Origin of the sequence: Daejeonella sp., from assembly GCF_044342615.1 — a bacterium.
Taxonomy (GTDB): Bacteria; Bacteroidota; Bacteroidia; order Sphingobacteriales; family Sphingobacteriaceae; genus Daejeonella.
Genome location: NZ_JBIIPN010000003.1, coordinates 17,482 through 44,479 on the forward strand (window position 1 = coordinate 17,482; position 26,998 = coordinate 44,479).

24 protein-coding genes are annotated in these 26,998 nt (G+C 35.7%); 11 read left to right on the forward strand and 13 right to left on the reverse strand.

Annotation, left to right across the window (positions count from 1 at the left end):
* Window positions 1–110: 110 nt before the first annotated feature.
* A complete protein-coding gene (locus tag ACIQ0D_RS00500) occupies window positions 111–773 on the reverse strand; it encodes a bifunctional 4-hydroxy-2-oxoglutarate aldolase/2-dehydro-3-deoxy-phosphogluconate aldolase (protein WP_395802039.1) in 663 nt (220 codons plus the stop codon).
* A 215-nt stretch (window positions 774–988) separates the two neighbouring features.
* On the opposite strand from ACIQ0D_RS00500, the gene ACIQ0D_RS00505 reads away from it, so the two are divergent.
* On the forward strand, window positions 989–2,014 hold the full coding sequence (locus tag ACIQ0D_RS00505) for a PfkB family carbohydrate kinase (protein ID WP_395802041.1): 1,026 nt from the start codon (window positions 989–991) through the stop codon (window positions 2,012–2,014).
* A 60-nt stretch (window positions 2,015–2,074) separates the two neighbouring features.
* On the forward strand, window positions 2,075–2,524 hold the full coding sequence (locus ACIQ0D_RS00510; RefSeq protein ID WP_395802043.1) for a YhcH/YjgK/YiaL family protein: 450 nt from the start codon (window positions 2,075–2,077) through the stop codon (window positions 2,522–2,524).
* A 62-nt stretch (window positions 2,525–2,586) separates the two neighbouring features.
* Here the strand turns inward: ACIQ0D_RS00510 and ACIQ0D_RS00515 are convergent, their stop codons facing one another.
* Complete coding sequence (locus ACIQ0D_RS00515) at window positions 2,587–3,414, reverse strand: aminotransferase class IV (RefSeq protein ID WP_395802045.1); 828 nt, start codon at window positions 3,412–3,414, stop codon at window positions 2,587–2,589.
* 307 nt (window positions 3,415–3,721) lie between these two features.
* On the opposite strand from ACIQ0D_RS00515, the gene ACIQ0D_RS00520 reads away from it, so the two are divergent.
* Window positions 3,722–4,666: an N-acetylmuramoyl-L-alanine amidase gene (locus tag ACIQ0D_RS00520; protein WP_395802047.1), complete on the forward strand. Its 945-nt coding sequence runs from the start codon at window positions 3,722–3,724 to the stop codon at window positions 4,664–4,666.
* Between the two features lie 20 nt (window positions 4,667–4,686).
* Here ACIQ0D_RS00520 and ACIQ0D_RS00525 read toward each other — a convergent pair whose 3' ends face one another.
* On the reverse strand, window positions 4,687–6,165 hold the full coding sequence (locus ACIQ0D_RS00525) for a M14 family zinc carboxypeptidase (RefSeq protein ID WP_395802049.1): 1,479 nt from the start codon (window positions 6,163–6,165) through the stop codon (window positions 4,687–4,689).
* Between the two features lie 81 nt (window positions 6,166–6,246).
* Between ACIQ0D_RS00525 and ACIQ0D_RS00530 the strand changes: the two genes are divergently transcribed.
* Together ACIQ0D_RS00530 and ACIQ0D_RS00535 are read left to right on the forward strand one after the other, a co-directional pair.
* The gene (locus tag ACIQ0D_RS00530) at window positions 6,247–7,134 is read left to right on the forward strand and encodes a serine hydrolase (RefSeq protein WP_395802051.1); all 888 of its coding nucleotides are present in this window, start codon (window positions 6,247–6,249) and stop codon (window positions 7,132–7,134) included.
* Window positions 7,135–7,164: 30 nt separating this feature from the next.
* Window positions 7,165–8,154, forward strand: a complete 990-nt coding sequence (locus ACIQ0D_RS00535; RefSeq protein ID WP_395802053.1) for an FAD:protein FMN transferase — start codon at window positions 7,165–7,167, stop codon at window positions 8,152–8,154.
* 11 nt (window positions 8,155–8,165) lie between these two features.
* Here ACIQ0D_RS00535 and ACIQ0D_RS00540 read toward each other — a convergent pair whose 3' ends face one another.
* The 9 genes from ACIQ0D_RS00540 to ACIQ0D_RS00580 all read right to left on the reverse strand — a co-directional run bounded on the left by ACIQ0D_RS00540 (window position 8,166) and on the right by ACIQ0D_RS00580 (window position 17,318).
* Complete coding sequence (locus ACIQ0D_RS00540) at window positions 8,166–8,948, reverse strand: SDR family oxidoreductase (protein ID WP_395802055.1); 783 nt, start codon at window positions 8,946–8,948, stop codon at window positions 8,166–8,168.
* 41 nt (window positions 8,949–8,989) lie between these two features.
* Window positions 8,990–9,811 carry an amidohydrolase family protein gene (locus ACIQ0D_RS00545; protein ID WP_395802057.1) on the reverse strand — a complete coding sequence of 274 codons (822 nt, stop codon included), beginning with the start codon at window positions 9,809–9,811 and terminating at the stop codon, window positions 8,990–8,992.
* Window positions 9,798–10,655 (reverse strand): fumarylacetoacetate hydrolase family protein, encoded by an 858-nt coding sequence (locus tag ACIQ0D_RS00550; RefSeq protein WP_395802059.1) that lies wholly within the window; start codon window positions 10,653–10,655, stop codon window positions 9,798–9,800. The genes ACIQ0D_RS00545 and ACIQ0D_RS00550 overlap by 14 nt, the downstream gene beginning before the upstream one ends.
* Window positions 10,656–10,743: 88 nt before the next feature.
* Complete coding sequence (locus ACIQ0D_RS00555) at window positions 10,744–11,508, reverse strand: SDR family NAD(P)-dependent oxidoreductase (protein WP_395802086.1); 765 nt, start codon at window positions 11,506–11,508, stop codon at window positions 10,744–10,746.
* A gap of 20 nt (window positions 11,509–11,528) precedes the next feature.
* Window positions 11,529–13,193, reverse strand: coding sequence for a UxaA family hydrolase (locus tag ACIQ0D_RS00560; RefSeq protein WP_395802061.1), 1,665 nt, complete (start codon window positions 13,191–13,193; stop codon window positions 11,529–11,531).
* A gap of 9 nt (window positions 13,194–13,202) precedes the next feature.
* Complete coding sequence (locus ACIQ0D_RS00565) at window positions 13,203–13,532, reverse strand: L-rhamnose mutarotase (protein WP_395802063.1); 330 nt, start codon at window positions 13,530–13,532, stop codon at window positions 13,203–13,205.
* Window positions 13,525–14,781: an L-fucose:H+ symporter permease gene (fucP, locus tag ACIQ0D_RS00570; RefSeq protein ID WP_395802065.1), complete on the reverse strand. Its 1,257-nt coding sequence runs from the start codon at window positions 14,779–14,781 to the stop codon at window positions 13,525–13,527. The genes ACIQ0D_RS00565 and fucP overlap by 8 nt, the downstream gene beginning before the upstream one ends.
* 276 nt (window positions 14,782–15,057) lie before the next feature.
* Window positions 15,058–16,344, reverse strand: coding sequence for an MgtC/SapB family protein (locus ACIQ0D_RS00575; RefSeq protein WP_395802067.1), 1,287 nt, complete (start codon window positions 16,342–16,344; stop codon window positions 15,058–15,060).
* Window positions 16,345–16,484: 140 nt separating this feature from the next.
* Window positions 16,485–17,318, reverse strand: a complete 834-nt coding sequence (locus ACIQ0D_RS00580; RefSeq protein ID WP_395802069.1) for a universal stress protein — start codon at window positions 17,316–17,318, stop codon at window positions 16,485–16,487.
* Between the two features lie 199 nt (window positions 17,319–17,517).
* Here ACIQ0D_RS00580 and ACIQ0D_RS00585 point away from each other — a divergent pair, with 199 nt between their 5' ends.
* The 6 genes from ACIQ0D_RS00585 (at window position 17,518) to ACIQ0D_RS00610 (ending at window position 25,963) form a co-directional block, all read left to right on the forward strand.
* Complete coding sequence (locus ACIQ0D_RS00585) at window positions 17,518–20,010, forward strand: cation-translocating P-type ATPase (protein ID WP_395802071.1); 2,493 nt, start codon at window positions 17,518–17,520, stop codon at window positions 20,008–20,010.
* A 58-nt stretch (window positions 20,011–20,068) separates the two neighbouring features.
* Window positions 20,069–22,504 (forward strand): heavy metal translocating P-type ATPase, encoded by a 2,436-nt coding sequence (locus ACIQ0D_RS00590; protein WP_395802073.1) that lies wholly within the window; start codon window positions 20,069–20,071, stop codon window positions 22,502–22,504.
* Complete coding sequence (ccoS, locus tag ACIQ0D_RS00595; protein ID WP_395802075.1) at window positions 22,501–22,662, forward strand: cbb3-type cytochrome oxidase assembly protein CcoS; 162 nt, start codon at window positions 22,501–22,503, stop codon at window positions 22,660–22,662. The genes ACIQ0D_RS00590 and ccoS overlap by 4 nt, the downstream gene beginning before the upstream one ends.
* A gap of 85 nt (window positions 22,663–22,747) precedes the next feature.
* Complete coding sequence (gene ccoN, locus ACIQ0D_RS00600) at window positions 22,748–24,883, forward strand: cytochrome-c oxidase, cbb3-type subunit I (protein WP_395802077.1); 2,136 nt, start codon at window positions 22,748–22,750, stop codon at window positions 24,881–24,883.
* A 26-nt stretch (window positions 24,884–24,909) separates the two neighbouring features.
* Window positions 24,910–25,077 carry a hypothetical protein gene (locus ACIQ0D_RS00605; RefSeq protein WP_395802079.1) on the forward strand — a complete coding sequence of 56 codons (168 nt, stop codon included), beginning with the start codon at window positions 24,910–24,912 and terminating at the stop codon, window positions 25,075–25,077.
* A gap of 4 nt (window positions 25,078–25,081) precedes the next feature.
* Entirely contained in the window at window positions 25,082–25,963 is an 882-nt protein-coding gene (locus ACIQ0D_RS00610) for a cbb3-type cytochrome c oxidase N-terminal domain-containing protein (RefSeq protein WP_395802081.1), read from the forward strand.
* 171 nt (window positions 25,964–26,134) lie between these two features.
* Here the strand turns inward: ACIQ0D_RS00610 and ACIQ0D_RS00615 are convergent.
* A partial coding sequence (locus ACIQ0D_RS00615; RefSeq protein WP_395802083.1) for a murein L,D-transpeptidase occupies window positions 26,135–26,998 on the reverse strand: 864 nt, incomplete at its 5' end.

A 26,998-nucleotide genomic window follows, 5' to 3' on the forward strand; every position in this document is an offset into this window, starting at 1 on the left:
TATTGATTAATTATTATTTTTATTGATTTTAAATTAATAAATATTATTATTGTAATATTAAAAAGCCTAAAGAAAACTCTCTAGGCTTTTTAAAAAATGAAATGAACAGTTTATTTTTTAATAGAATCAATTATCGCCAAGGCTTCTTTGGTTGAAGCAATAAGTTCGGCATATTTTTTATTATCCATTACATCTTTACTCACCAATTTACTTCCCATTCCAACGGCACAAACACCTGATTTAAACCAAGCTTCAATATTAGCTTTATCAAGCTCAACACCACCTGTAGGCATAAATAATAAATTTGGGAACAATTCTTTGATTGCAGACATAAAACCTGGACCAAGAATATTACCAGGAAATAGTTTAACCATTTTAGCTCCTAATGTCTCAGCTTTTATAATTTCACTCGGCGTCATACATCCAGGAACCCATAATAAATCGTACTTATCAGCAACTTCAGCAACGCTTTCAACTAAACCTGGACAAATAATATAGTCGGCACCCGCATCAATAAATGTTTGAGCCATTTTACCATCTTTTATGGTACCAATTCCGAGATACATTCCCTTAAGCTCTGAATCAACAACTTTACGCATAGCTTTAAAATTAGCAAGCGCCGCTTCCCCTCGATTGGTATATTCTACTGTACGAATTCCTGCCGAATACAATGCTTTTAATAATTCAATACTTGTTTCTTCATCTTTATTGAAGTATAATGGCAATATACCCTGCTCTGGGATTAATTTTAAGAGTTCTACTTTTTTACTCATATTAATCGTTTAATAATAATTTTGAGCCTCTAATTTAAATAATAAATAATAATTCAGACTAATGATTTTAAAACTCAATGCTTTTCGTAACAATTTGAATTAAAAATAAGATTTTGAGATGATTTAAGCTTTTATTTGTCGCTCATTAGTGTATTTTTGTTTTAGCGAACAAGAATTTTTAACAAGCATTTTTTCATATAAATACAAAATAAATCATGGCTAAGAAAGTCGTAACACTTGGAGAGATAATGATGAGATTATCCACTCCTGATTTCAAGAGATTTGTACAGAGTGATAGTTTTGATGTTACTTATGGTGGCGGCGAGGCGAATGTTGCTGCTGCATTATGTAATTACGGACTCAATGGAACATTCGTTTCGAAAGTACCTAATAACCCTTTAGGACAAGCAGCAATTAACCATTTACGCCGTTATGGTGTTGATACCCAGTTTGTTGCTAGAGGTGGAAATAGATTAGGAATTTATTTTCTGGAAACTGGTGCATCCATGCGAGCATCTCAAGTGGTTTACGACCGTGCTGATGCATCTATTGCAGATGTTGATGCGTCTGAATTTGATTTCGACAAAATTTTTGAAGGAGCTGATTGGTTTCATACAACAGGAATTACCCCTGCTTTGAGCGATAAGGCCGCAGCATTAACTGAGGCAGCCTTAAAAGCAGCTAAAGCTAGAGGAATTACTACTAGCATCGACCTTAACTACCGAAAAAAATTATGGAGCAAGGAAAAAGCTAGAGAAGTAATGACCCGACTTTGTCAGTATGTAGACGTTTGCATTGGTAATGAAGAAGATGCAGATACCACATTAGGCTTTACAAGTAAGGGGACAGATGTAACAAAAGGAGAGCTTAATTTAGATGGCTACAAAGATGTTTTTCAGCAGATGAAGGCAAAATTTGGCTTTAAATATATTGCATCCACCCTAAGAGAAAGCCATAGTGCCTCAGATAATGGTTGGTCGGCATTAGTATATGATGGTACCGAATTCTATCATACCAAATCTTATGAAGTTAGAATTGTTGACCGTGTAGGAAGTGGAGATTCATTTGCAAGTGGTTTCATTTACGGCTTAGTAACTGGAATGAAGATGAGCGATGCAGCTGAGTTTGGTGTTGCCGCATCAGCTATTAAGCATACAATTCCGGGCGATTTAAACCATGCAACATTAGCTGAAGTTAAAGATTTGGTTGGTGGAGATGGCTCTGGTCGCGTTCAGAGATAAATAAACTCATTTTAAATCCGCCTCAAAAAGGCGGATTTTTTTTTAATTAAAATAAAAATTATGATCATAGATAGTTTAGAGAATGCCAAGAGGTACACAAGCATTCATCCACTTTTTGCTGAGGCCTTTAAGTACATTGAGTCAATCGATTTAAAAAACGCTGAAATCGGCAAAACTGACCTCAGTGAAGGATTAAAAATAATAGTAGCCGAAAAGGGAGGAATGACGAAAGAGGAATCTACTGCAAAATTTGAATGTCATAATCAAAACATCGATATCCAACTATGCATTACTGGTAAAGAAAAAATGGGTTGGAAGTCGCGCCAATCGTGCAAATCACCAAGAGGTGAATATAATTCGGAAAAGGATGTATTATTTTACGATGATGCTCCTGACATGTATTTTGAATTAACTGACAATCAATTCGCCATTTTCTTTCCTGAGGATGTACATGCACCTATGATTGGAGATGATGTTATTAAAAAGTTAATTGTTAAAGTAAGAGTCTAATTCAATTATTATCAAAAAAGGGATGTTTTGATTGCTCAAAACATCCCTTTTTTGTTCGAATTTCAGGAATTAGCAATTTTTTCCAAGTATTTCTCTGAAAGTGTGTGGGTAACTTCTCCTGGCTTGCCATCGCCAATCAATTTTCCATTAATTTTTACTACAGGTAAAATATTTTTGGTTGAACTTGTAATAAAAACCTCTTTGGCTTGGCGAAGCTCTTCCAAGCTGATATCCCTAGCTTCCGTTTTAAAAAGAGTTTGAGACAGCTCCAATACATGTTTTCTACTTACTCCTTTGAGCATTTCAAATTCAGGAGTTAAAACCTGATTATCCTTACTTACAATAAAAATATTGGCCCTTGGACATTCCCGAATAAATCCTTTACTATGGTACAAAACATCGTCAGCTTTCTTCTCTTTTAATACAGGTTGTAACCAAATGGCATGAAGATAATCGAGCGTCTTTGCGCCAGAAAATTGCCTTTGATACTCATCAGTAACGATGCTTATACCCTCTTCATTTAGTCTATTAGGAATATGAAAATTCTGCTGACTAATAATTAAATTGGGTTCAGCAATTGTGAAACCATCGGGAGAAAAACCGCCTGTAAGAATGATTTTTATACCTGAGTCGCCTAAATTATTGGTAGCTATAAGCTTTAAGATCATATTTCTAAGCTCATCTCTGCTTGTTTTAAAATCCAAACGCATTGACCTTGCCGAATGAAAGAAACGATCGAGGTGATCTTCTAAAAAAATAGCCTTATTATCAATTGTTTTAAGAAAATCAAATATTCCATAACCCCTTTGAATGGCAAGATCTGTTATGCTTAACTGCGCTTCGTCCGCAAGAATTAAAGAATTATTAAGCCATACATGAAGTTTATTCATTATTTCAAAAAATTATAAATTAAAATAAAGGCTGAAAAATGCCTAAACAATAATAAACAATTATTTAAAGCTTTGACTAAGGAAGGCTAAGGAAAATTACAAATTCAATAAATGGTAAAATTTTAAATAGCTAATAGTTTTTCTAAAAAATTATGAAACCTTAGACTTATATTGCATTTGTATATTAATATACGAAAAAAAAACGGAAAAATCAAAGAAAAAACGGATCATTCGAAAAAGACTATTTCAAATAATACCACAAACCATGCGCAGCTCCAGACTTTATTTCACAGCATTGACATTAATCTTGTCGCTTAACTTAGCATTTGCACAAAAAGCATCTGTATTAGAGGGGAAAGTTATTGTTATTGACCCCGGTCATGGTGGTACGGCTGCAACAGATAGTTATCGTCAGGGCCCAACAGGCGAACGTGAAGAATGGATTGACCTTAGAGTAGGATTAATTCTAAAAGAATTACTGGAGGCCAAAGGAGCTAAAGTTTTAATGACTCGCACAAGCGATGTTTTTGTCCCTCTTGCTGATCGATCTAAACTAGCTTTAGACAATAAAGCTGATTTCTTCGTTTCAATTCATCATAATGCTACTGCTGATTCAAGTGTTAATTTTCCGATTATCTATTATCACGGATTAGCGTCTTCAAATAAAGCTGGACTGAACTTTAGCAAAGAGTTGGCTAAAAACTTAGTAAAGTACATGTACAAAACAAAAGTACCGGTGAGTATAGTGTCAGATTTTACCGTGTTTTCATCTGCAGGATCATCTGTTCTACGAGGTACATATGGCATTCCGGGAGTTTTAGCTGAGGCATCATTATTTACTAACCCAGAAGAAGAATCACGTTTAAAACAGAAGGAGCACAATTATAATGAGGCATTTGCTTTTGCGATGGCAATTGAGGATTTTTTTAAAGGAAGCATACCTCTTATTCAACCCAAAATCTCATCTGATTTTCCAACACCATTTGCTACACTTCAAGAGGCAGAGCGCATGAGCCCTATTGCAAAACGCTGGTATCAAGATTATCTCGATGCTAAAGAATTGATGAAGAGCAAGAATAAAGAAAACCTTCAAAAAGCCTTTGATCTATTTACACAATCAGCCAAATCATTTCCAGATTCTTATGTTGCTGGAGAATGCCATAAATACAGAGCTGAAATTTTAAACAAATTAGGCAAAATTGATGAAGCCTTACAAGAGGAAAAAAGAGTCAGAGAATTTTATCCAAACTAAAAAAATTAACATTCCCAGGTCTATTCTGGGAATGTTAAATCTTTTAATTCCTTTGTTAAATCAATTATAAAACCTTTGAGAATGGCATATCTAGGTTTTGATTCACTAAACAGAACAAATTGAGCTTGATGACCGATTGTAGCGGTTTGCACGGGACTATTATCCTGATTAGTGAGATGCAATATTCTTCCACTTACTGATCCGATAGGAGTTTGAGCATCCGTATATTTTACATATAAATACCCTTCTTTTAGGAGTTCAAATTCGTCATCACGGCTCAAGCTATCCCATTCTGCTTTCATTAAAAATTTGACTTTTCCTGGGACAAGATTCAAACTCGAAGCCTCAATTTCTTGATGACCATAGCTAAGCTCCATATCGCCAATCTCTTCTACACGTCCATTGTAGGTCATGCTCGTGAAATTTGGACCTTTTATTTGTGCTAAGTTTATCCCAAGATTAGTTCTAAATGCTATTCCCTCTTTTGTGATGCTAATATTACGAATCAGTAAATCGTAAAGCGACCGACTATTTTCTGGAATGGCATCATATTTTGCAAGGCTTTGGCTTTCATAAGAATTAGTTGCGATCGACTCTAAAGCCCTTAGTAAAGCGTAAAAATTAAGCTTACGAATGAACTGCTTCTCAGGATCAGCGCGAAAGCCACCCGATTCAATTAAAATAGTTGAAATGCCCATAGCTTGAAATGTATCACCAAAACAACGGGGGTCAAAAGCATCATCATATTTGGCAACATTACCTGGGGATTTACTTTGCAAGACATCATTCATCTCTAGAATCAATTGCGTAGCCCTTTTCCTGCTCTCATTCATGTCTTTAGGATAATTATAAGCTGGGGCAAGAAAAGAGATTGTGGCGGTTTTATCGGTACGACCAGCCGCATATAGCGTACTCTGGTCATGTAAATTAAAAGCAATTTCAGGGTTTAGCCTTTTGGCAATATCCATTAAGGTTCTGCCTTCAGGAGTAACCAATAAACGTGCATCACGATTGATATCAATTTCAAGCTCATTCCTTCTCTTCCATTCTTGAGCACCATCTGGATTTAACATCGGGACAAAATGAAGTTCCAGATTATTTTTAATCAACCTACGTAGAGGATCGAATTCATCATTCCCAGATAAAAAATTAAATAAATCAAATAAAGCCATGGTGGCAGTTGATTCATCTCCATGCATTTGCGACCATAGTAAAACCTTAGTCTTACCCCTACCAAAAGATAAATGATTAATACTTCGTCCACGAACAGATTTACCAATTTCCTCATTGATAAAAAGTCCCGAATTAACGTGCTTCTGTATCAATTGAACTACATCAGCATGCTTTATGAATCGGTTTTGAATTGTTGCCTCGTGAAAAAGATCATAATTATCCCAAACTTGATCTAGCTCACTTTTAACTTTTAAAGAATCTTGAGCGAATCCAAATTGAACGATAACAAAAAGAAAGGCCGTGAAAATTATACGTTTGAAATCCATAAATGAATAATTAATTGATAAAAATACAAAATTTACATTTCCTATATTCGTTTAGTATTTATTAGTAATAAAAAACTAAAAATGTTCACATTTCTGATATCAATCATGCTATTTACAACACCGATAAGTGATCAATTAAATCACAATAGTGAAGATCTAAAAAAGGAAATACAGAAAGAATTAGCTAAAAACAAGGGCACCTTTGCCTTAGCCTTTAAAAATCTTACAAGCGGTGAAGAAATTTTAATCAATGAAAAGGAAAGTTTCCATGCGGCAAGCACCATGAAAACACCAATTTTGATTGAAGCATATAAGCAAGCTGCAGAGAAAAAGATTTCTCTTGAGGAGAATTTAACCATAAAAAACGAGTTTAAAAGCATTGTAGATGGCAGTATTTTCTCTTTAGACCCAAAAGATGATAGCGATACTGAACTTTATGAAAAAATAGGCAGCAAGGTTAAAATTTATGATCTACTTTACCTCATGATCATAAAAAGTAGCAATTTGGCTACCAACATAATTATTGAGCTTGTTGGAGCACAAAAAGCCAATAATACCATGCGTGAGATTGGAGCAAATGATATTCAGGTTTTACGTGGAGTTGAAGATGGCAAAGCATTCAGAAAAGGCCTAAATAATACGAGTACAGCATACGATCAATTATTGATTTTCACCAAAATGGCTCAAGGTGAACTAGTAAATAAATTTTCCTCAGATGCGATGATTAAAATCTTACTCGATCAAGAATTTAATGATAAAATACCTGCAGATTTACCCCAAAATGTAAAAGTGGCCCATAAAACTGGCTGGATAAATGGTGTTAATCACGATGCGGGAATTGTTTTTCTTCCTGATGGCCGCAAATATGTATTAGTCTTCCATTCTAAAGATTTGGAAAATGATAAAGACGCAATTAAAAGCATGGCAAAAATCTCTAAAATGATTTATGATTATGTTGTTCAAAAATAATTGAAAAACATGATTGTAAAATATTCATTATTGTCAAGTTTACTAATATTTATATTGTTTAGTTCCTTTAAAAATCCTAAAAACAAAGGCTTAGAATTAAAGGCTTATACAATTGAAGGTTTTGCACAAGGAACGAGTTATCAAATCACATATTATGCTGAAAAACAAATAGTTAGTAGCAAATCCATTCATCAAATATTTACTGAATTAGATAGTTCTCTATCCATTTACAAGCCCTATTCATTGATCAATAAATTCAATAATTCAGAAAATGGGTTCATAATGGATGAGCACCTTTCAAAGGTTGTAAAGCGTTCCCTAAAAATCTGGGATGAAAGTGAAGGCGTATTCGATATCAGCATTTTACCCTTGATAGATGCTTGGGGTTTTGGTGTAAAGAAACACAATAAGAAGCCAAGTGATTCAGATATTGCACAAGCACTTTCCTGTTCTGGTTCTGATAAGCTTAAAATTAAAGGCCAAATGCTGATAAAGACCAAACCCTGCCTAAAAATTGACGTAAATGGAATTGCTCAGGGCTATAGCGTAGATTATATTGCCGAATTTTTAGACAAAAAAGGAGTAAAAAACTATCTAATTGAAATTGGTGGAGAAATACGTGTGAAGGGAAGAAAACAACCTGGAAATCAGCGAATGCGTATTGGGATTGAACAAGCCTCCACTAATGATAGTGCAGCGCTACAAAAAATACTGCAATTAGGATCAGGTGCAATAACAAGTTCAGGGAATTATCGCCAATTTAAACCAAGTGGGACTACACAACTTTCTCATTTAATGGATATAAAAACGGGCAAACCCCTTGATAATCAAATTATTAGTGTTACTGTTCGCGCAAAAAATGCAATGAGTGCCGATGGTTACGATAATGCATTAATTGGCATGGGCATTGAAAAAGCTTTCCAATTTCTAAAAAAGCATAAAAAACTAGATGCTTATTTTATTTATAAAGACAGTCAGGGTATCGTAAGGGATACTGCTAGTCAAAAGTTCTTTAGATAATATAAAAATAACTAACTTATTGAACGATCTAAATGAACATATCCCCCATCAACATGGAAAAACTGCCCTGTGGTGTGCGAAGATTTATGAGATAATAAAAATGCTACGGCATCAGCAATTTCATTGGCCGTGGTCATGCGTTTGCCTAAAGGAATTTTGCTAATGATTTCTTGTAATTTTTCTTCAGGATTTGGAAGACTTTGAATCCACGTTTCATACAGAGGTGTATAACATTCGGCAACAATAACTGCATTTACACGAATATCATCTTTTAACAATTCAACAGCCCATTCGCGAGTTAAGGCATTTCGGGCACCATTAGAAGCAGCATAGGCAGAAGTCCCACCCTGCCCTGTTTCAGCAACTTTAGAGCCAATATTTACAATAGAACCTTTAGAAGCTTTAAGTGCAGGTAAAGCATGATGAGCCATCAAATAGTAATGAATTACATTTTTATGAAGACTTTCTACAAAGCGTTCATAATTGCCTGATTCAAGTCCTACACCATCATTAACCCCTGCATTATTAACCAATCCATCGATTTTACCAAAATTATCAAGTGTAATTCTAACAACCTTTTCACATTCAGAAGGTTTAGTTAATTCTGCAACAATTTGAACTGCTCTACCACCAAGGGATTCAATTTCAGATAATAACTTCAGATTATCAGCTTCATTTCGTCCAACAATCACCGGTATTGCACCCTCTTCGGCTAAAACTTTCACAATTCCTGCTCCAATACCCTTGGCACCACCTGTTACAATAATTACCTTGTCTGTTAGTTTAAGATCCATGAATTCTATCTAAAATATTATCAATTAAAAAATTGCTCGCATTAATCCAGTTTATAGAACGTTGATGCGTTTTTTCCCCATATTAATTCTTGCTCTGAATGGGTCAATTTTGCAATATATTCATCAACTAGCTTACAAACCATTGAGTATTCCGCTGCGAGTTTACATACCGGCCAATCAGAGCCAAACATGAGTCGCTCGGGACCAAAAAGCTCCAATACCTTATCCATATAGGGATAAATATCTTCTTTCTTCCAATTTTTAAGATTTGCCTCAGTCACCATTCCTGAAAATTTACAATACACATTCTGAAAAGAGGCAATATCTTTCAAATTCTTATCCCAGGGTGAAAAAACACCATTTTTAATATCCGGTTTTGCGAGGTGATCAATTACAAAAGCTTGGTCACTTATCAGTTTTAAAATATTGGGAAGATGTTGCGGAAAAACCAAGATATCATAAGTATATCCATAAGATTTTAAAGCATTCAAGCCTCTTTTAAATTCAGGCTTAAGCACAAAATCTACTGGTTCAGCTTGTAAAATATGCCTAAAACCTTTTAATAATGAAAATTGAGAATAATAATCCAAACGTTCATCAATATTTTCGGCACATAAATCAATCCAACCAACTACCCCTTTAATAAAGCTATTTTGGGATGCTAGATGAAGCAAAAAATCAGTTTCCTTTTCCGATTGATCAGCTTGAACGGCAATGCATCCATCAAAACCATTCGAATCCAAAAGAGGTTTTAAATCTTGAGGAAGAAAATCACGTCGAATAACTTCCATTTCATCATTGATCCAACTATCTCTTACCGGATCAAAAACCCAGAAATGTTGATGAGAATCAATCTTTAGCATAAGCTATTGCTTCCTGTTTAGAGATACCTAAACCATCAATACCTAGCTCAACAACATCACCATGCTTAAGGTAAACTGGTGGATTTAAGCCCAATCCCACCCCAGCTGGAGTCCCTGTAGAAACCACATCTCCAGGTAAAAGAGTCATGAATTTGCTTACATAAGAAATCAGAAATGGGATATTGAAAATTAAGTCGTCAGTATTGCTATCCTGCAACATCTTACCATTAAGTTTAAGCCAAAGTCTCAAATTATGAGGATCAGCAATTTCATCTTTGGTAGCTAAAAATGGGCCTAATGGGGCAAACGTATCGCAACCCTTACCCTTATCCCAAGTTCCACCACGTTCTAATTGCCATTCGCGCTCCGAAACATCATTATGAAGTACATAACCTGCTACATAATCCATTGCATCAGCTTCCGAAACATAAGATGCTTTTTTACCAATTACAAATGCAAGCTCCACCTCCCAATCCGATTTAACGGAATCTTTAGGAATGATAATTGGATCAAATGGCCCGGATAAAGAAGTAGTAGATTTCATGAACAAAATAGGCTCTGCAGGGATTGCCATATTTGATTCGGCAGCATGCTTAGCATAATTTAGGCCAATGCATAATATTTTTGAGGGACGGGCAATCGGAGAGCCCAAACGTTCTTTATCGCTAATCACAGGCAATTGACCTTCATGAGCTTTTAAAAATGTCTCTAATCTTTCTAGCCCATTATTCTCAAAAAAGGCTTCGTTATAATCTTCACCAAAAGCGGAGGTATCGTATTTAATCTCACCGATTAGAACACCAGTTTTTTCTTGTCCGTTTTTACCCCATCTAATTAATTTCATTTTATGCTATTTTTATTTATTTATATTTTAAACAATAATATATTTTTATAAGAAATTTATTATTTTTTATATTAATTTATTATCGATTTTAACTATTTAACTTGATATATCCCCCATCAATTGGATAATCATTTCCGGTGATGAAACTAGCTTCATCTGAGCAAAGATAGAGCGCTAATCCTGCAATATCATCTGGATTCGCCATTCTACCAATGGGTTGAGATTTAGACAACTTTTCAAACATTTCTGCTTCCTTACCTGGATAGTTTTTAGCGATAAAGCCATCCACAAAAGGAGTATGAACTCTTGCAGGAGAAATGCTATTGCAACGAATATTATCCCCTAGGTAATCTTTAGCCACCGAAAGAGTCATGGCATAAATAGCCCCTTTACTCATGGAATAGGCAAAACGATCGGCAACACCAACAATGGCCGCAATGGAAGCTAAGTTTAAAATTACGCCACCACCATTCGCTTTCATCAAAGGAATACTTGCAAAAAGGCAGTTATAGGCACCCTTCACATTTACATTGTAAATACGGTCGAAATCTGCAGCACTAGTCGTATCTGCTCTTCCTACATGCGCTATACCCGCATTATTCACCAAAATATCAATCTTACCTATGCTATTAAACATAGCGACCACCTTTTCTTGATCAGAAACATCGCAAGCATGAACGGCAGCTTTACCCCCATTTTTTTCAATTTCTTTGCAAACAGTCCGACCGGCATCCTCATTAAGCTCTACAATGTTTACAAAAGCACCCTGACTTGCAAATACATTAGCAATTCCTCTACCGATACCACTACCCCCACCCGTAATTACCGCTATTTTCCCTTTTAAACTAAACATACTCATTAATTAAATTATTTTTAAAGTGAAACTCCACGCTTCCAGGGAATAAAATCATCTTGTCCCAATTGCACTGCTTTAGGCTGAACTTCACCATTAGCTACGCTTATCACATAATTAAGAATTCTATGCGCATTTTCTTGGATAGTTTCTGCACCATCGATAATTGTACCGCAGTTAATATCGATAATATCAGGCATTTTCAAGAAGGTATTTGTATTTGTGCTCAACTTAATTACTGGCGCTATGGGATTTCCTGTTGGAGTACCTAAACCTGTTGTAAATAAAACAATGTTAGCACCAGACGCTACTTCAGCAGTAGTACTTTCCACATCACTTCCCGGAGTACAAAGAAGGTTTAAACCACCTTTTGTTACCTTTTCAGGATAATCGAGCACAGCTGTTACAGGAGATGTACCTCCTTTTTTTGCTGCACCAGCCGATTTCATGGCATCCGTAATTAATCCATCTCTAATATTACCTGGTGAAGGATTTGCATAAAAACCAGAGCCATCAGCTTCAGCTTTAGCGTTGTAGGTTCGCATTAAATGCATAAAACGATTAGCAGTTTTCTCATCCACACAACGATCACTTAGCTCCTGCTCAACACCACATAATTCTGGAAATTCAGATAAAATAACAGAACCACCCATGCTCACCAAAATATCAGAAAGGTATCCAAGCGCAGGATTAGCTGATATCCCAGAAAATCCATCTGAACCACCACATTCGAGTCCGATGCATAATTTAGACAATGGCGCAGGTTTACGTGTCACTTTATTAGCCTCAATTAAACCAGCAAATGTTTGTTTTAGGGCTTCCTGCATTAAAATTTGTTCAGTTCCTAAATTCTGTTGTTCTAAAATTGCAAGTGGCTTATTAAAAGAAGCATCACGTTTTTCTATCTCATTTTGAAGAATACTTATTTGAGAATGTTGGCAGCCAAGGCTTAAAACAGTGGCTCCAGCAACATTTGGATGAGTAATATATCCTGCTATAAGTCCGCAAAGCGCATCCGAATCCATCCTCGTACCACCGCATCCCATATCATGAGTAATAAACTTAATTCCATCAATATTTGGAAAAAGTTTGCTCTGATTTAATCCTTCAGGAGTTGATTGTAGATCAGCATGAAGGATTTCTTGGGTAGTTTTACCTGTTTTATACAGTGAAATTAAGCTTTCGACCTCATTTTCGTAACTTTTTGCCTTTTTATAGCCCAATTTCTCATCCAAAGCCTCTTTTAGCACGCTCACATTACGATTTTCGCAAAATACTAATGGAATAACCAACCAATAGTTTGATGTCCCGACAGAACCATCAGCACGGTGGAAACCGTTAAATGTTTTACCTTCAAATTCAGAAACATCTGGTTTTTGCCAATCTAATTTTCGTTCAGCGAGCACAAAATCGTTTGCATCATGTTGTACATTATCTACTCGTAAAGATTCGCCCAAAGCGATAGGCTTACTTGCCCTACCCACTAGCACACCGTACATAAAAATCTTATCCTCAATAGCTAATGCTTGTAGGCTAAACTTATGTTTTGAGGCTACATCTGTGCATAAATGAAAAGTTTTTCCTTCAAATACAATCTCCTTTCCCTTACTCAGATTTTGAAGGGCTACCAAAACATTATCGTCCGGATGGATCTGTAAAAAACGATGACCTTTTCCTTCTTCCATAGTATTCAATTATAATTCAAATATTTTATCCATCAAGACCCACTTTTCGCCGGCTTTTGCACCTGGGACTGCCTGTTGATATTTCCACATGAGTGTTTCCCATTCTTGAACCTTCTCATTTCCAGCATCAGATGCCCCTTTTTTATCAAAGCTAAAAGTCTCATTAACCTCCATGATCATGAAAAGTCTATTCGAAAATCTATAAATCTGCATGTTTTCGATTCCTGAAGTACGGATACTTTCAATAATTTCTGGCCATACATTTTTATGATAAGCTTCATATTCTGCAATTAAAGCAGGATCATTTTTTAGGTCGAGGGTAAAGCAGAATCTATCCATTTGTTAATTCCTTTTTTTCAATTTTATGCCCTTTGAGTGCAAAAGCAAGAATAACTACAAAACAGATTAAGGTAACAATATAGCCAAATTGAAGCGTACCACTTAGGTCAGAGATATATCCAAAAGCGAGAGGTAAAAATGCACCTCCTACAATAGCCATCACAATTAAGCTACTACCATACTCTGTATCTTTGCCTAGTCCTTTGATACCCAAAGAAAATATCGTTGGGAACATAATTGACATGAAAAATGCGATTCCAATTACAGAATAAACTGCGATTATACCTTGCATGAAAATTGCGGGAATACACAATAAAATGCAAATAACTGAGTAAATAGCTAGCAGACGCTCTGATTTGATAAAACGCATGAAAAATACACCAATAAATCTGCCAAGCATAAATGCTAATCCGCATCCCCAGCCTAAATAATCTGCTGCTATTACCCTATCAATTTGGGCAACTTCTACAGCATATAAGATAAAGAAGCTAAAAACAGAAACTTGGGCTCCAACATAAAAAAACTGCGCAATAACTGCCCAAGTCAGGTGTTTATGACGAAAAGCCTGAAATACATTTTTACTTTCAGTTTGATTTTCGTTTTGCTCAATTTCTGGGAGACGAAGAAAATAGAAAATCACTGCAATAATTAGGATGACGCTACCCAATACAAAGTAAGGCCCTTTCACGCTCGAGGCTTCTGCCGCAAGTGCGATTTGCCTTGCATTTTCAGTCATGGCATTTAATTCTTCATCTGAGGAACCTTTCGTTAAAATAAGTCGAGCACCAATTATGGGTGCCAATGTTGCTGCTAGTCCGTTGAAAGATTGAGCAAAATTCAAACGAGATGTCGCTGTTTCCGGATCACCGAGTAGTGAAACATAAGGATTTGCAACTGTCTCCAAAATGGTTAATCCACAGGCAATAATAAATAATGCCCCTAAAAAGAATACGTATTCTCCTGTATCTGCAGCAGGAATAAACAAAAATGAGCCTAAAGCAAATAACAATAAGCCGAATATGATTCCTTTTTTATAGCCATATTTTTTCACGGCCAAGCCAGCAGGAATTGCCATCAAAAAGTAGGCAATAAATACGGATGAATCGACTAAAGACGACTGAAGATTGGTTAAACTAAATGATTTTTTAAGATGTGGGATAAGAATCGGATCGAGGTTATGAACAAATCCCCACATAAAAAACAGGGAAGTAACCATGATAAAGGGAAAGAAATACTTGTTTTTAGCCATAGGATTCTAAATTTCGATTGATAATAAATTTGCCTTTTCACATTTTCAAATGATGTAAATCAATTGAAATAATCATGCATTCGAAGGATTATATTACAATTATACTAATTCAGAATGTTTTATTTACAAGAGAATTTAAGGAATATTATATTTAATCATTAATCAAAAATCGATAAAATTATGCTTTGAAAGAAAAAGCAATGATTATTGTTTTTAGCCAAAAAATGCTAGGAATAATTAGAGCGGGAATAGTTAAATTTATATTATGACTAATAATCAATAGATATAAGATACGAAAAAATAAGCAAATCCCGAAATAAATATTGCAAAAAAGCCCCAGAGAGCAGTTTTACGCAATTCAATACTTCCCAAAACAATAACTATAAAAAATTTTACGAGTGTATTTGACAGCGCCGCAATAAGTATGGTTTGGATGGCTAGTCTTGTGCTGCCCCCAGCTTTTTCAATTTTGGCCATTGACAGTGTAATGGCATCCACATCAGTAATTCCAGAAATGGCACCAGCAAGATAAAAGCCATTATCTCCAAATTGGATACTTGCATATTTCACCAGCCATTGTACAGCAGCAAACAATAAGGCAAACTTTAGGGCGGTTAGAAAGTCTAATGGGTTTTTTAAAGCAATTTCATTATTGCTATGATTCCCATTTTCCACTTTATAGATGAGTACTGCTGTTCCAAAACCAGCACAAGTAATTATGATAATAGGTATGTGCAGCTGACTAGCCAAATTGGCATTAACGATATAGACTTCAAAAAGTATCCTTGGGAACATGATTGTACAAGCAAGTATAATTCCCACAGCATAAAAAAAGGATGATGATTTTGATTCCTTGCTCTTTCTGGAAAATGCAAGAGAAACGGAAGTGCTAGAAACAAAGCCTCCAATTAATCCAGCTAGCACTGTACCTTTTTGCCCCATGAATTTAGCGATCATATATCCCACCAAACTAGTTCCAGATACTATCACCACCATTTGCCATATTTCTTTCAAGTTCCACAGTTTATAGGGGCCAAAATTCTCTTTGGGAAGGAAGGGCATTACAAGTGCCGACATAACTACAAAAAAAATGATTGCAAGTAATTCTTGGCGTTTTAGCTTCTCAACAAAAAGGTGTAAAGATGGCTTAAAGGCCAATAAAAGCAACATCACAACCATGATGATGAGCGCAAAAAGAATCATCTTATAAAATACTAATGCACCCAAAGTAAAGGTGATTAGGAGTGCAAATTCGGATGTTCCTCCTCTATTACCTGGCATTTTAGACATTTGCACATAGGATACCACTACGAAAGCAAAAACACATGCTAAAGTTAAGCCGAATACCCAATCCCCAACAAAAGTTGATAAAAGCGCAGAAATAAAACCAAACATAGACACCATGGTGAAAGTTCGGATACCTGCAAACTGCTCCTGATGCTCAATTGCTTCTTTTGAAAATTGGCGTTCCATCCCAATGAGGAAGCCAATGCCAATGCTGCTAGCTAGACCTATTAGGTGAACTAAATTTAAATCAGAAAATTGAGAGGCACCAATCTCCATATGCTTATTTTATAATTGTTTATTTAAAAATATAAAAAACAGGATATGGGAATTTTCAATGATTCAAAATTTCAATAAATGCTTATGAATTTAATGCCCCTTATAAAACATCAAAATAAAATTCTATTCAACAAATATTATCAATTTTTCTTGAAAACTAATAATGGCACAGAAGCAATTAATGAAAATTCTGCGGTACTACTTGAAAGGAATAATTTCTCAAAAAAACCAAGATCTTGATCTGTAAACATGACTAAAATTGATGGTTTAGTCTTTTTTATTACATGTTCCAAATTAGAAACCAGATTATAAATAAGATCAATATTTTCTAATCGGTAGGTGATGTTTGTTTTAGGATAATGTTTAATCACATCCTCAATGGCTTTCATATTATCAGATGTATCAGAAGGATAATTTAAATGTAGAAGTTCGATTGTTGCTCCAAGAGGTTTTGCAAAAGCTATAACTTTATCCATTTCATGCTTTAAATTGGCTAAATCGGAGGCATAGAGTACCGATTTAATTTTCATGCTTTTATAGTTATTTGGAATTGCAATAACTGGCACTTTTGAACGCTGAATTAAATTTGTGGTATTGGTGCCAAATATTTTTTTCAGCTTCCCTTCTCCCCGCCTACTAATACAAATCAAGTCAAATTGATGATCAGTAGTATATTTAATGATGTTACTATCAATAACAAAGGAACAACTAATTACATAATGGACTTTTTCAGGTTTAGTATCTAAGGCTTTATAAATAGCAGCAACAAACTTTTCCAATTTGTTTTTAATCTTTACCGTTTCACTCTTTTCATAGCTAGTAAATCTCTTTGCATCCCAAATACTAGGCTTCATAATATGATAGGAGTGAAAAAAAGTAATTTCACATGCTTGCTGGGATGCTAATTGAATGGCAAAGCGAATACCTGCCTTTGAGTTTGCGGAAAAATCGGTTGTGGTGAGAACTTTAAGCATATTTATTGGGTTAAAGAGTGAAATTATACGTTAATTATTCAGATTCGAATCTCAAAAATGTTTGGATTATTGTCCTGAATAGCAATTTACGCTTTTCAATAGTCAAAAAATATGACGCTCGTCAATATTCATAAATATGACTGATAAATCAATCAAAATGCTTAATTTGAGAGTAGTTTAAATGGTGAAATATCAGACAATGACGAAAAACCCATTCCCCTTTCATGGCTTAAGTAATGCCGAGGTTGAGTTACGAAAAAAGGATGTTTCGGTTTCAGGGAAGGAGCAAAGTGAATTCATCATTATCCTGAAGGAAACGGTTCTTGAACCCATTTTTATTCTTTTAATTGCTTCGGCACTTGTTTATTCTTTATTGGGTGAATTTTCGGAAGCAATATTCCTGCTATCGGCAGTAGTTTTGGTCTCAACAATTTCTTTTTTTCAAAGCTTTAGAACACGAAAAGCACTTTCATTACTACAAGCTTTAACTGCTTCAAAAACTAAAGTTATTCGAGATAATAAAATCATTGAAATTGCCTCTGAAGGAATTGTTTTAGGTGATTTTTTAATTTCAGAGGAAGGTTCAGTTATAGCTGCCGACGGAGAGATTGTACATAGCAATGACTTTGCTGTAAATGAATCTGTGTTAACTGGCGAATCATTTTCACAGAGCAAAAGTAGTGCTAAAGATCAGAATAATGTATTTCAGGGCACTTTAGCTGTATCCGGATTAGCCGTTTATAGAGTAACTGCAACCGGAGACCAAAGTAGAGCGGCGCAGTTAGCCAAATTAGCCAAAGAAATTAAAACAGAAAAACCACCTCTCTACAAACAAATATTAAGTTTCGTAAAATCCATGACTATTGTAGGGCTAGTTTGCTTTCTATTGGTCTTAATATTTTACTATTTCCAAACACATAAATTCCTCGATAGTCTCCTGATGGCTCTAACATTGGCCATGTCTATCCTTCCAGAAGAGATTCCGGTTGCGTTCACAACATTTATGGCCTTGGGGGCATGGAAACTCTCAAAAACAGGAATTCTTGTCAAAGGACTTAATACGGTTGAAACGCTTGGTGCGGCAACAGTTATTTGTATTGATAAAACAGGAACCATCACCGAGAACAAAATGGAATTAGCAGCCATATATTCTCATAAAAACAAGGAATTACTCGATAAAGAGCAAATTAAGGAGCAAAAGAAGCTAAATGAAGTGGCTGAATATGGTATGTGGGCAAGTGAGCCAATTCCATTCGATCCGATGGAGATTGCACTTCACGAACATTATAAAAAACTAATTTCGAAGGATAATCGCCAGGATTTTAAGATGATCCACGAATATCCTCTTGATGGCCAGCCACCTATGATGACGCACATTTTTGAAAATGGAAAGGGAGATCGTCATATTGCTGCAAAAGGCGCACCCGAAGCAATAATGAATGTTTCGGAGCTCAGTGAAGCTGAAAAAACTGAAATTAATTTAAAAATCCAAAGTCTTGCATCACAAGGGTATCGGGTATTGGGCGTCGGGAAAACTAATGTAAAGGCTAATGTATTTCCTGAAAAGCAGCAGGATTTCACATTCGCTTTTTTAGGTTTACTTGCATTTTACGATCCTCCAAAAGAAAATATAAACAAAGTGTTTAAGCAATTTTATCAAGCAGGAATTGGGGTAAAAATCATTACTGGCGACAATGCAATTACAACTTCAGCTATTGCAAAGCAATGCGAATTTAAAGGCGCTGAAAAAACTTTGGATGGAAAAGAGCTGATAGAAATGAATGATGAAAAACTCCTAAGCATAGTAGATGATGTGAATATTTATACTAGGATGTTTCCAGAGGCAAAACTTAGAATTATCAATATTTTAAAGCAAAAAAGCCATGTGGTGGCCATGACTGGTGATGGAGTGAATGATAGTTTGGCGTTAAAATCTTCGCATATCGGCATAGCAATGGGTAAAAAAGGCTCTGAAGTTGCACGACAAGCCGCATCACTCATCCTCATAGATGATAATTTAGTCCACATGGTAGAAGCCATTGCTATCGGTAGAAGAATCTACGAAAATCTTAAAAAAGCCATTCAATACATTATATCTATCCATATTCCTATAATTTTAATTGTTACTGTACCCCTACTTCTTTTCTGGAAATACACTAATTTTTTCTCACCAGTTCATGTGATATTTTTAGAATTAATTATGGGTCCGACTTGCTCCATAATCTTTGAAAATGAGCCTATAGAACAAAATTCTATGAAAAAAGCACCGAGAAAACTTAGCGCGACTTTTTTCTCATTTAATGAATTATCAATTAGTATTATTCAGGGACTTATCATTACAGTTTCATGTCTGGGGATGGGTTATTATTACATGGAGAATAACTACAGCATTGCCGAGGTTCGTACTATTATTTATAGCACGCTCATTTTCAGCAATATTTTCTTGACCCTTGCCAATAGGTCATTTTATTACTCCATATTTACTACAATCCGATATAAAAATGCATTAATTCCCTTAGTACTCAGTATTTCTATTCTCATTTTACTGCTATCGATTTATTTTAAGCCGATTCAAAATATCTTTGAATTTGTTCCACTCTCATTTACAGAATTAGTTTATTGCCTTGTTGCAGCCTTTATAGGTGTGATGTGGATTGAAATTTTCAAAATTATGAAGAGAAGGCAAAGCTAAAAAAGCAATTTATCATAAGGAATGTGATTGAAATCACTTTCTTTAATAATGCAAATCATTGGAATACTTTGAAAATCAAGTGATTTTTGAAGATATGTATACTCTCGATACTCAAAACCAAACTGAGAAATTAAAACAATGTTATCATTGTGGGAATGAATGCCCAGATCAAGAATACCATTACGATGAAAAAGACTTTTGCTGCATAGGTTGCCAGAGTGTTTATACGATTCTGTCAGAAAATCAACTTTGCAATTATTACAGCTATAATAATGCTCCTGGAACAAGCCAAGATGTAATTTCATCTCATTATGATTATTTAGACGAGCCTAAAATTGCAGCATCTCTTCTCGACTATTCTGATGAGAATATTAGCATCATCACCCTTTACATTCCATCCATTCATTGTAGTTCATGTTTATGGTTATTAGAGCACCTTTATAAGATTAATCCATCAATCGTGAATTCAAGAATTGACTTCCTGAAAAAACAGGTGGTGATTACCTTTAAGCACAAAGAGTTTTCCTTACGTGAACTTGTTAAAATGCTTGGCGCCATTGGTTATGAGCCACTTATCAGTTTGCAGGATGTAGTAAAAGAACAAAACAAGGTTTCGGATAGAGATATTATAAAAAAGATTGCAGTAGCTGGTTTCTGTTTTGGAAATGTCATGCTTTTGAGCTTCCCCGAATATTTTGGAATGGCCGCATTTGAGCAACAATTCAAGACATTTTTTGGTTGGCTAAATTTGATTTTCGCCATTCCAGTGGTATTTTATAGTGGCCGCGACTATTTTATTTCTGCTTGGAAGAACCTGACTAATAAGGTATTAAACCTAGATTTCCCCTTAGCACTTGGAATTGCGGTGATGTTTATTCGTTCCATTTATGAAATTTTAAGTGGAAGTGGAGCGGGCTTTGTGGATACACTTTGCGGACTTGTATTTTTCCTCTTGATAGGCAAATGGGTGCAGCAACGTACTTACCATCACCTATCATTTGAGCGCGATTATCGTTCCTATTTCCCAGTTGCAGTTACCTTAATCAGTGAAGCAGGCGAAAAACCTATCCCGATGGATGAATTGCAGGTTGGGGATCGAATTTTAATTCGAAATAATGAAATTATCCCTGCAGATACCATACTTATGAAAGGTGAGGCGGTAATCGACTTTAGTTTCGTTACAGGAGAATCGGCACCCGTACAAAAAGTTTTAGGTGAGATGGTTTATGCGGGAGGGCGACAAATTAATGAAGCCATTGAGCTTGAGGTAATTAAGCCAGTATCGCAAAGTTATTTAACTAGCCTTTGGAATAATGAAATTTTTGATGAAAAAAGAAAGGAAATTGACACTTTTAGTGATACGGTAAGTAAATATTTTAGTGTAGTACTCTTAGTTATTGCTTTTGGCTCTGCCGCATTTTGGATGTTTGATGACAGTTCTAAAGCATGGCAAGCCTTTACAGCTGTATTAATTATTGCCTGCCCATGCGCCTTGGCATTAAGTTCCCCATTTACCCTTTCGGCGGTGCTGAGTATTTTCGATAAAAATAAATTCTACCTAAAAAATACTGCTGTTGTGGAGCAGATGGCAAAAATAAATACACTTGTTTTCGACAAAACTGGAACAATTACAGCTCCTGAGGGTTTTAGAATTAGCTTTGAGGGCGACCTCAATTATGAGGAACAGTGCATAATCAGCTCATTAGCTCGTAATTCGGGACACCCACTAAGTAGAGAGCTTGTAAAATGGATAAAAATCAATGAGTATTTTACTGTGAGTGACTATAAAGAAATTCCTGGAAAAGGGATTGAGGGAATTGTTAATCGCAAAATGGTTCGTATCGGAAGTTCATCATTTATCAATATAAAATCTGAGAAAAAAGACTCCGGCACGGTTTACATACAGATTGATGAGCGATATGTTGGACATTTCAGTTTCAGACAGAGCTGGAGAAAGGGTTTAAAAGAACTTTTTTCTCATTTAGGAAGCAAACTAAACATGCATTTATTATCAGGGGATCAAGATACAGAACGGGAGTATCTACTTCCAGCATTTCCTTGGGAAAGTCAAATGCACTTCTCTCAAAGTCCGCAGAATAAGTTAGACTACATCAAAGCACTTCAGAAAAAAAACGATAAGGTAATGATGCTTGGAGATGGTTTAAATGATGCAGGAGCACTGAAACAAAGTGATTTAGGCATAGCCGTTACCGACAATATCAATAATTTTTCGCCCGGTTGTGATGCCATTCTAGATGGAGCAAGTTTCGAAAAATTACCCCTATGCATTCAACAAGCCAAAGATGCTGTAAAGGTTATACATATCAGTTTCAGTATATCCTTAGTATATAATGTGGTGGGATTGTTTTTCGCGGTACAAGGCTTATTATCACCACTTTTTGCAGCCATTTTAATGCCACTTAGCACAGTAACTATCATTTCATTCACCAGCATTGCAACACATGTGTTTGCTAGAAAAAATAAATTAATATGAACATCTTATACTTTTTGATTGGTTGTAGTGTATTCTTAGCACTGATTTTTTTATTCGCTTTTTTCTGGGCGATGAAAAATGGACAAAACGATGATACCTATACACCAGGTGTTCGAATTTTATTTGATGATGATATCCCAAAAGAGGTCAAAAAGTGATTAGAATCACTTTTTTCTCGATGTTCTGTCACATGATTGTCACGGCCTGAAAATTAGATTTACACCATAAATAAAACCCAATAATATGCTTGAAAAATTTAACTATGACAACAAAATTGTAAGGAATTTTGCCATTGCCACAGTCATATGGGGACTTGTGGGAATGCTTGTCGGTCTTTTGGTAGCCCTTCAACTCTTTAAACCAGAGATGAATTTAGGCAATCAATACACCACATTCGGCCGTATTCGTCCTTTACACACCAATGCAGTAATTTTTGCATTTGTGGGAAATGGAATATTCATGGGTGTTTACTACTCACTTCAGCGCCTTTTAAAAGCCAGAATGTTTAGCGATAAGCTGAGCAGCATCCATTTCTGGGGTTGGCAACTAATTATTGTTGCCGCTGCAATTACTTTACCATTGGGATTAACAACTTCACATGAATATGCTGAGTTAGAATGGCCAATTGACATTGCGATTACCCTTATTTGGGTGGTATTCGGAATCAATATGTTCGGTACAATTATAAAGCGACGTGAGCGACACATGTATGTAGCTATTTGGTTCTACATTGCCACCTTTGTTACCGTTGCAGTGTTACACATAGTTAATTCATTTCAGTTACCAATTTCAGCATTTAAAAGTTATTATATCTATGCAGGAGTCCAGGATGCATTGGTACAATGGTGGTACGGACATAATGCGGTTGCGTTCTTTTTAACCACACCATATTTAGGAATGATGTATTATTTCCTACCTAAAATGTCGCAGAGACCAGTATATTCTTATAAACTTAGTATTCTACACTTCTGGTCATTAATCTTTATCTATATCTGGGCTGGCCCACACCACTTATTATACTCATCGCTTCCAGATTGGGCTCAATCTTTAGGCGTTGCATTCTCAATTATGCTTATTGCACCAAGTTGGGGTGGAATGATTAACGGATTATTAACTTTAAGAGGTGCATGGGATAAGGTACGAGAAGATACAAACCTAAAGTTTATGGTTGTTGGTATCACGGCCTATGGTATGGCAACTTTTGAGGGACCTATGTTGTCGTTAAAACAGGTAAATGCAATTGCCCACTTTACCGATTGGATAGTTGCACACGTGCATGTAGGAGCATTAGGATGGAATGGTTTCTTAACATTCGCCATTTTATATTGGTTAATCCCAAGAATTTACAAAACCGAAATTTTCTCTAAAAAGCTTGTAGCATTCCACTTTTGGATAGGAACATTAGGAATCCTTTTCTATGCTATACCGATGTACTTGTCTGGATTTTTACAGGGATTAATGTGGAAAGAATTTACTCCAGAAGGATTATTAAAATATCCAAACTTCTTGGAAACAACAATTCAACTTTTACCGATGCATATTTTCAGGTCTATTGGAGGTACATTATACCTAATCGGTGTATTTGTAATGACCTATAACCTATATAAAACTGCAAAAAGCGGTAAATTAGTCGCTGATGAACCCGCAGAAGCTATGGCATTAGAACCAGCCTATGCACCTAGTTCATCCGAAAAAACATGGCATCGTGCGTTAGAGCGCAAACCAATGTATTTCTTAGTACTCTCGCTAATTGTAATTTTAATTGGTGGTATGGTAGAGATGATGCCTACCTTCATGATATCTTCGAACATACCTACCATTGCAAGTGTTAAACCCTATTCACCACTTGAATTACAGGGTCGCGATTTATACATCCGAGAAGGTTGTGTAAATTGTCATTCACAAATGGTTAGGCCATTTAGATCAGAAACTGAACGTTATGGCGAATACAGCAAGGCAGGTGAGTTTGTATATGATCATCCATTTTTATGGGGATCAAAACGTACAGGGCCAGATTTACATCGCCAAGGCGGAAAATATTCAAACGCTTGGCAATACAATCACCTGATGGACCCAACAAGCATGTCGCCAGGAAGTATTATGCCTGCATATGATTGGCTTGGAGAACAGATCTTAGACACCACTACAACCGTGGCTAAGATAAATGCCATGCGAACACTTGGAGTGCCCTACGCGCCTCTATATGAGCAACAAGCCAATTCCGACCTTAAAAAACAAGCCGAGGGAATTGTTGCAAGCCTAGCTAAAGACAATATCAGAGTAAACAGCGATAAAGAGATAATCGCAATTATAGCATACTTACAACGCCTTGGAACAGATATCAAAGTAGGAAATGTGGCATTACAACCATCAAAATAATTAATTGAACTAATAATAATTAAGTCATGTTTAGACAATTTATAGATAAAACATCTGGTGCAGATGTTTATTTGATCACCTCACTAGGAATATTTATGGTTTTTTTCATCATTGTTACCGTATTACTATTTACCATGAAAAAAAACCACGTAAACTATATGAGTGAGCTACCATTAAATGACGATAAAGCTTAGAATTATGAAACGCTTAATTTTTATAATCACCTTATTGTTTTCTGGCAATATCAGCTGGGCAGCAGAGGCAAATACTGGAGGTAATACAAGTAATTTTTATCTGGAAACAATAGTTATTTTGTTTCTTGTATCATTACTCCTATTAATTGTTGCACTTGTTTTGCTTAAAACAGTACGCATAATGGCAGCCGAAATAAAATCACCAACACAAATTCTTGCTACAGAACCAGCTAAAATGCTGGAATATCATGAGTGGAAAGCTGCCGAAAAGTCTGCAAGTAGCTCAAAAACAAGTATTTGGGTTAAATTGATGGGATTAAGACCTCTTTCCGAAGAAAAAGACATAATGTTAGATCATGATTTTGACGGAATTACTGAATTAGATAACCCTACACCAGCTTGGTTTAATGTGCTATTTTATGGATCGATCCTTTTCGGAGCTGTTTACCTATTAAATTATCATGTATTTAAATGGAGTCCGCTTCAAGATGAAGAATATGCGATTGAAATGAAGGCAGCTGAAGTTGAAAAAGCAGCTTACTTGGCAAAAGCAGGAAATCTTATTGATGAAAGCAGTGTAAAAGTTGATAATAGTCCCGCAGTAATTGCCGCTGGCAAGGCAGTTTACATGCAAAACTGTGTAGCATGTCATGTTGCGGATGGTGGTGGATCTGTTGGTCCGAATTTAACCGACGAATATTGGATTCATGGGGGAACAATCAGCAGTATCTTTAAAACCATTAAATACGGTGTTCCTGAGAAGGGAATGATTGCATGGGAAAAAACACTTACGGCGAAGCAAACTGCTGATTTGTCTAACTTCATACTTACTTTGAAAGGCACAAAACCTGCCAACCCGAAAGAACCGCAGGGGACTCAACTCTAATAAAATTCTAAAAACAAACCCGGATCATGAAGATGAATCCGGGTTTTTTATTCTAAGCCATTTAATAATGGTCTTTTTAAATTTATAGATTAAGCTTTAGCGACAAAAATTACTGCTATTCAAAAATACTAAGGATTTACTATTCAAAAATAGAAAACAACAGGAGTGGCTCTAAAAATCCATAATCATTTCTGCCAATCTTTCATCTCGACCATATATATCCTTACGGAAGTTAATTTTCCCATCAGAATCGACAAAAGAGGTAAAATATACGATGAAAACCGAAACTTTATCGGTCAAGCTTACATATTTTTCTTTACCTGAATCCATTGCTAACTGAATAGCTGCATCATCCCAATTGGCTTCGTTTCTTAATAAGAATTGAGCAAGTTTAAATGGCTCGCTGATACGGATGCAACCATGACTAAATGCCCGAATAGGCTCATTGAACAAAGATTTACTGGGGGTATCGTGCAAATAAATATTATAGCTATTGGGAAAAAGAAACTTCACTTTACCTAAAGCATTTAAAGGGCCTGGCTTTTGTCTAATTTCGGGCAAACCATTACGGTAAGCTGTTATTTCCATGTGATGTTTGCTCAAGTAATTTCTATCTCTACGCATGTCCTTAAGAATTTCATTTCTCACAATACTTTGAGGAACATTCCAGTAGGGGCTAAAAACCACATATTTTATATCGGCATTAAAAACCACCGTTTTATTCATGACCTTTCCTACCACCACCTTACAGCTCCACTGCAATTGATTATTGCTAAAAACGTGCAATTTAAATTCAGGAATATTAACTGCAATATAATCTGTATCGACATTTTCTGGAACCCACATACATCTTTCCATATTGACAATAAGCTGCTTAATTCTCTGCTTGTAGGGCACGTTTAGCTCCGTTACAGTTCCTTTGCCCACAATACCATCATCAAGAAGTCCATGCCTAATTTGAAATTGTTTAACCGCATTCTCTAGTTGAAGGTTGAAGATGGGATTAGGGTTTTTATCTTGAAGATCACCTAGCTC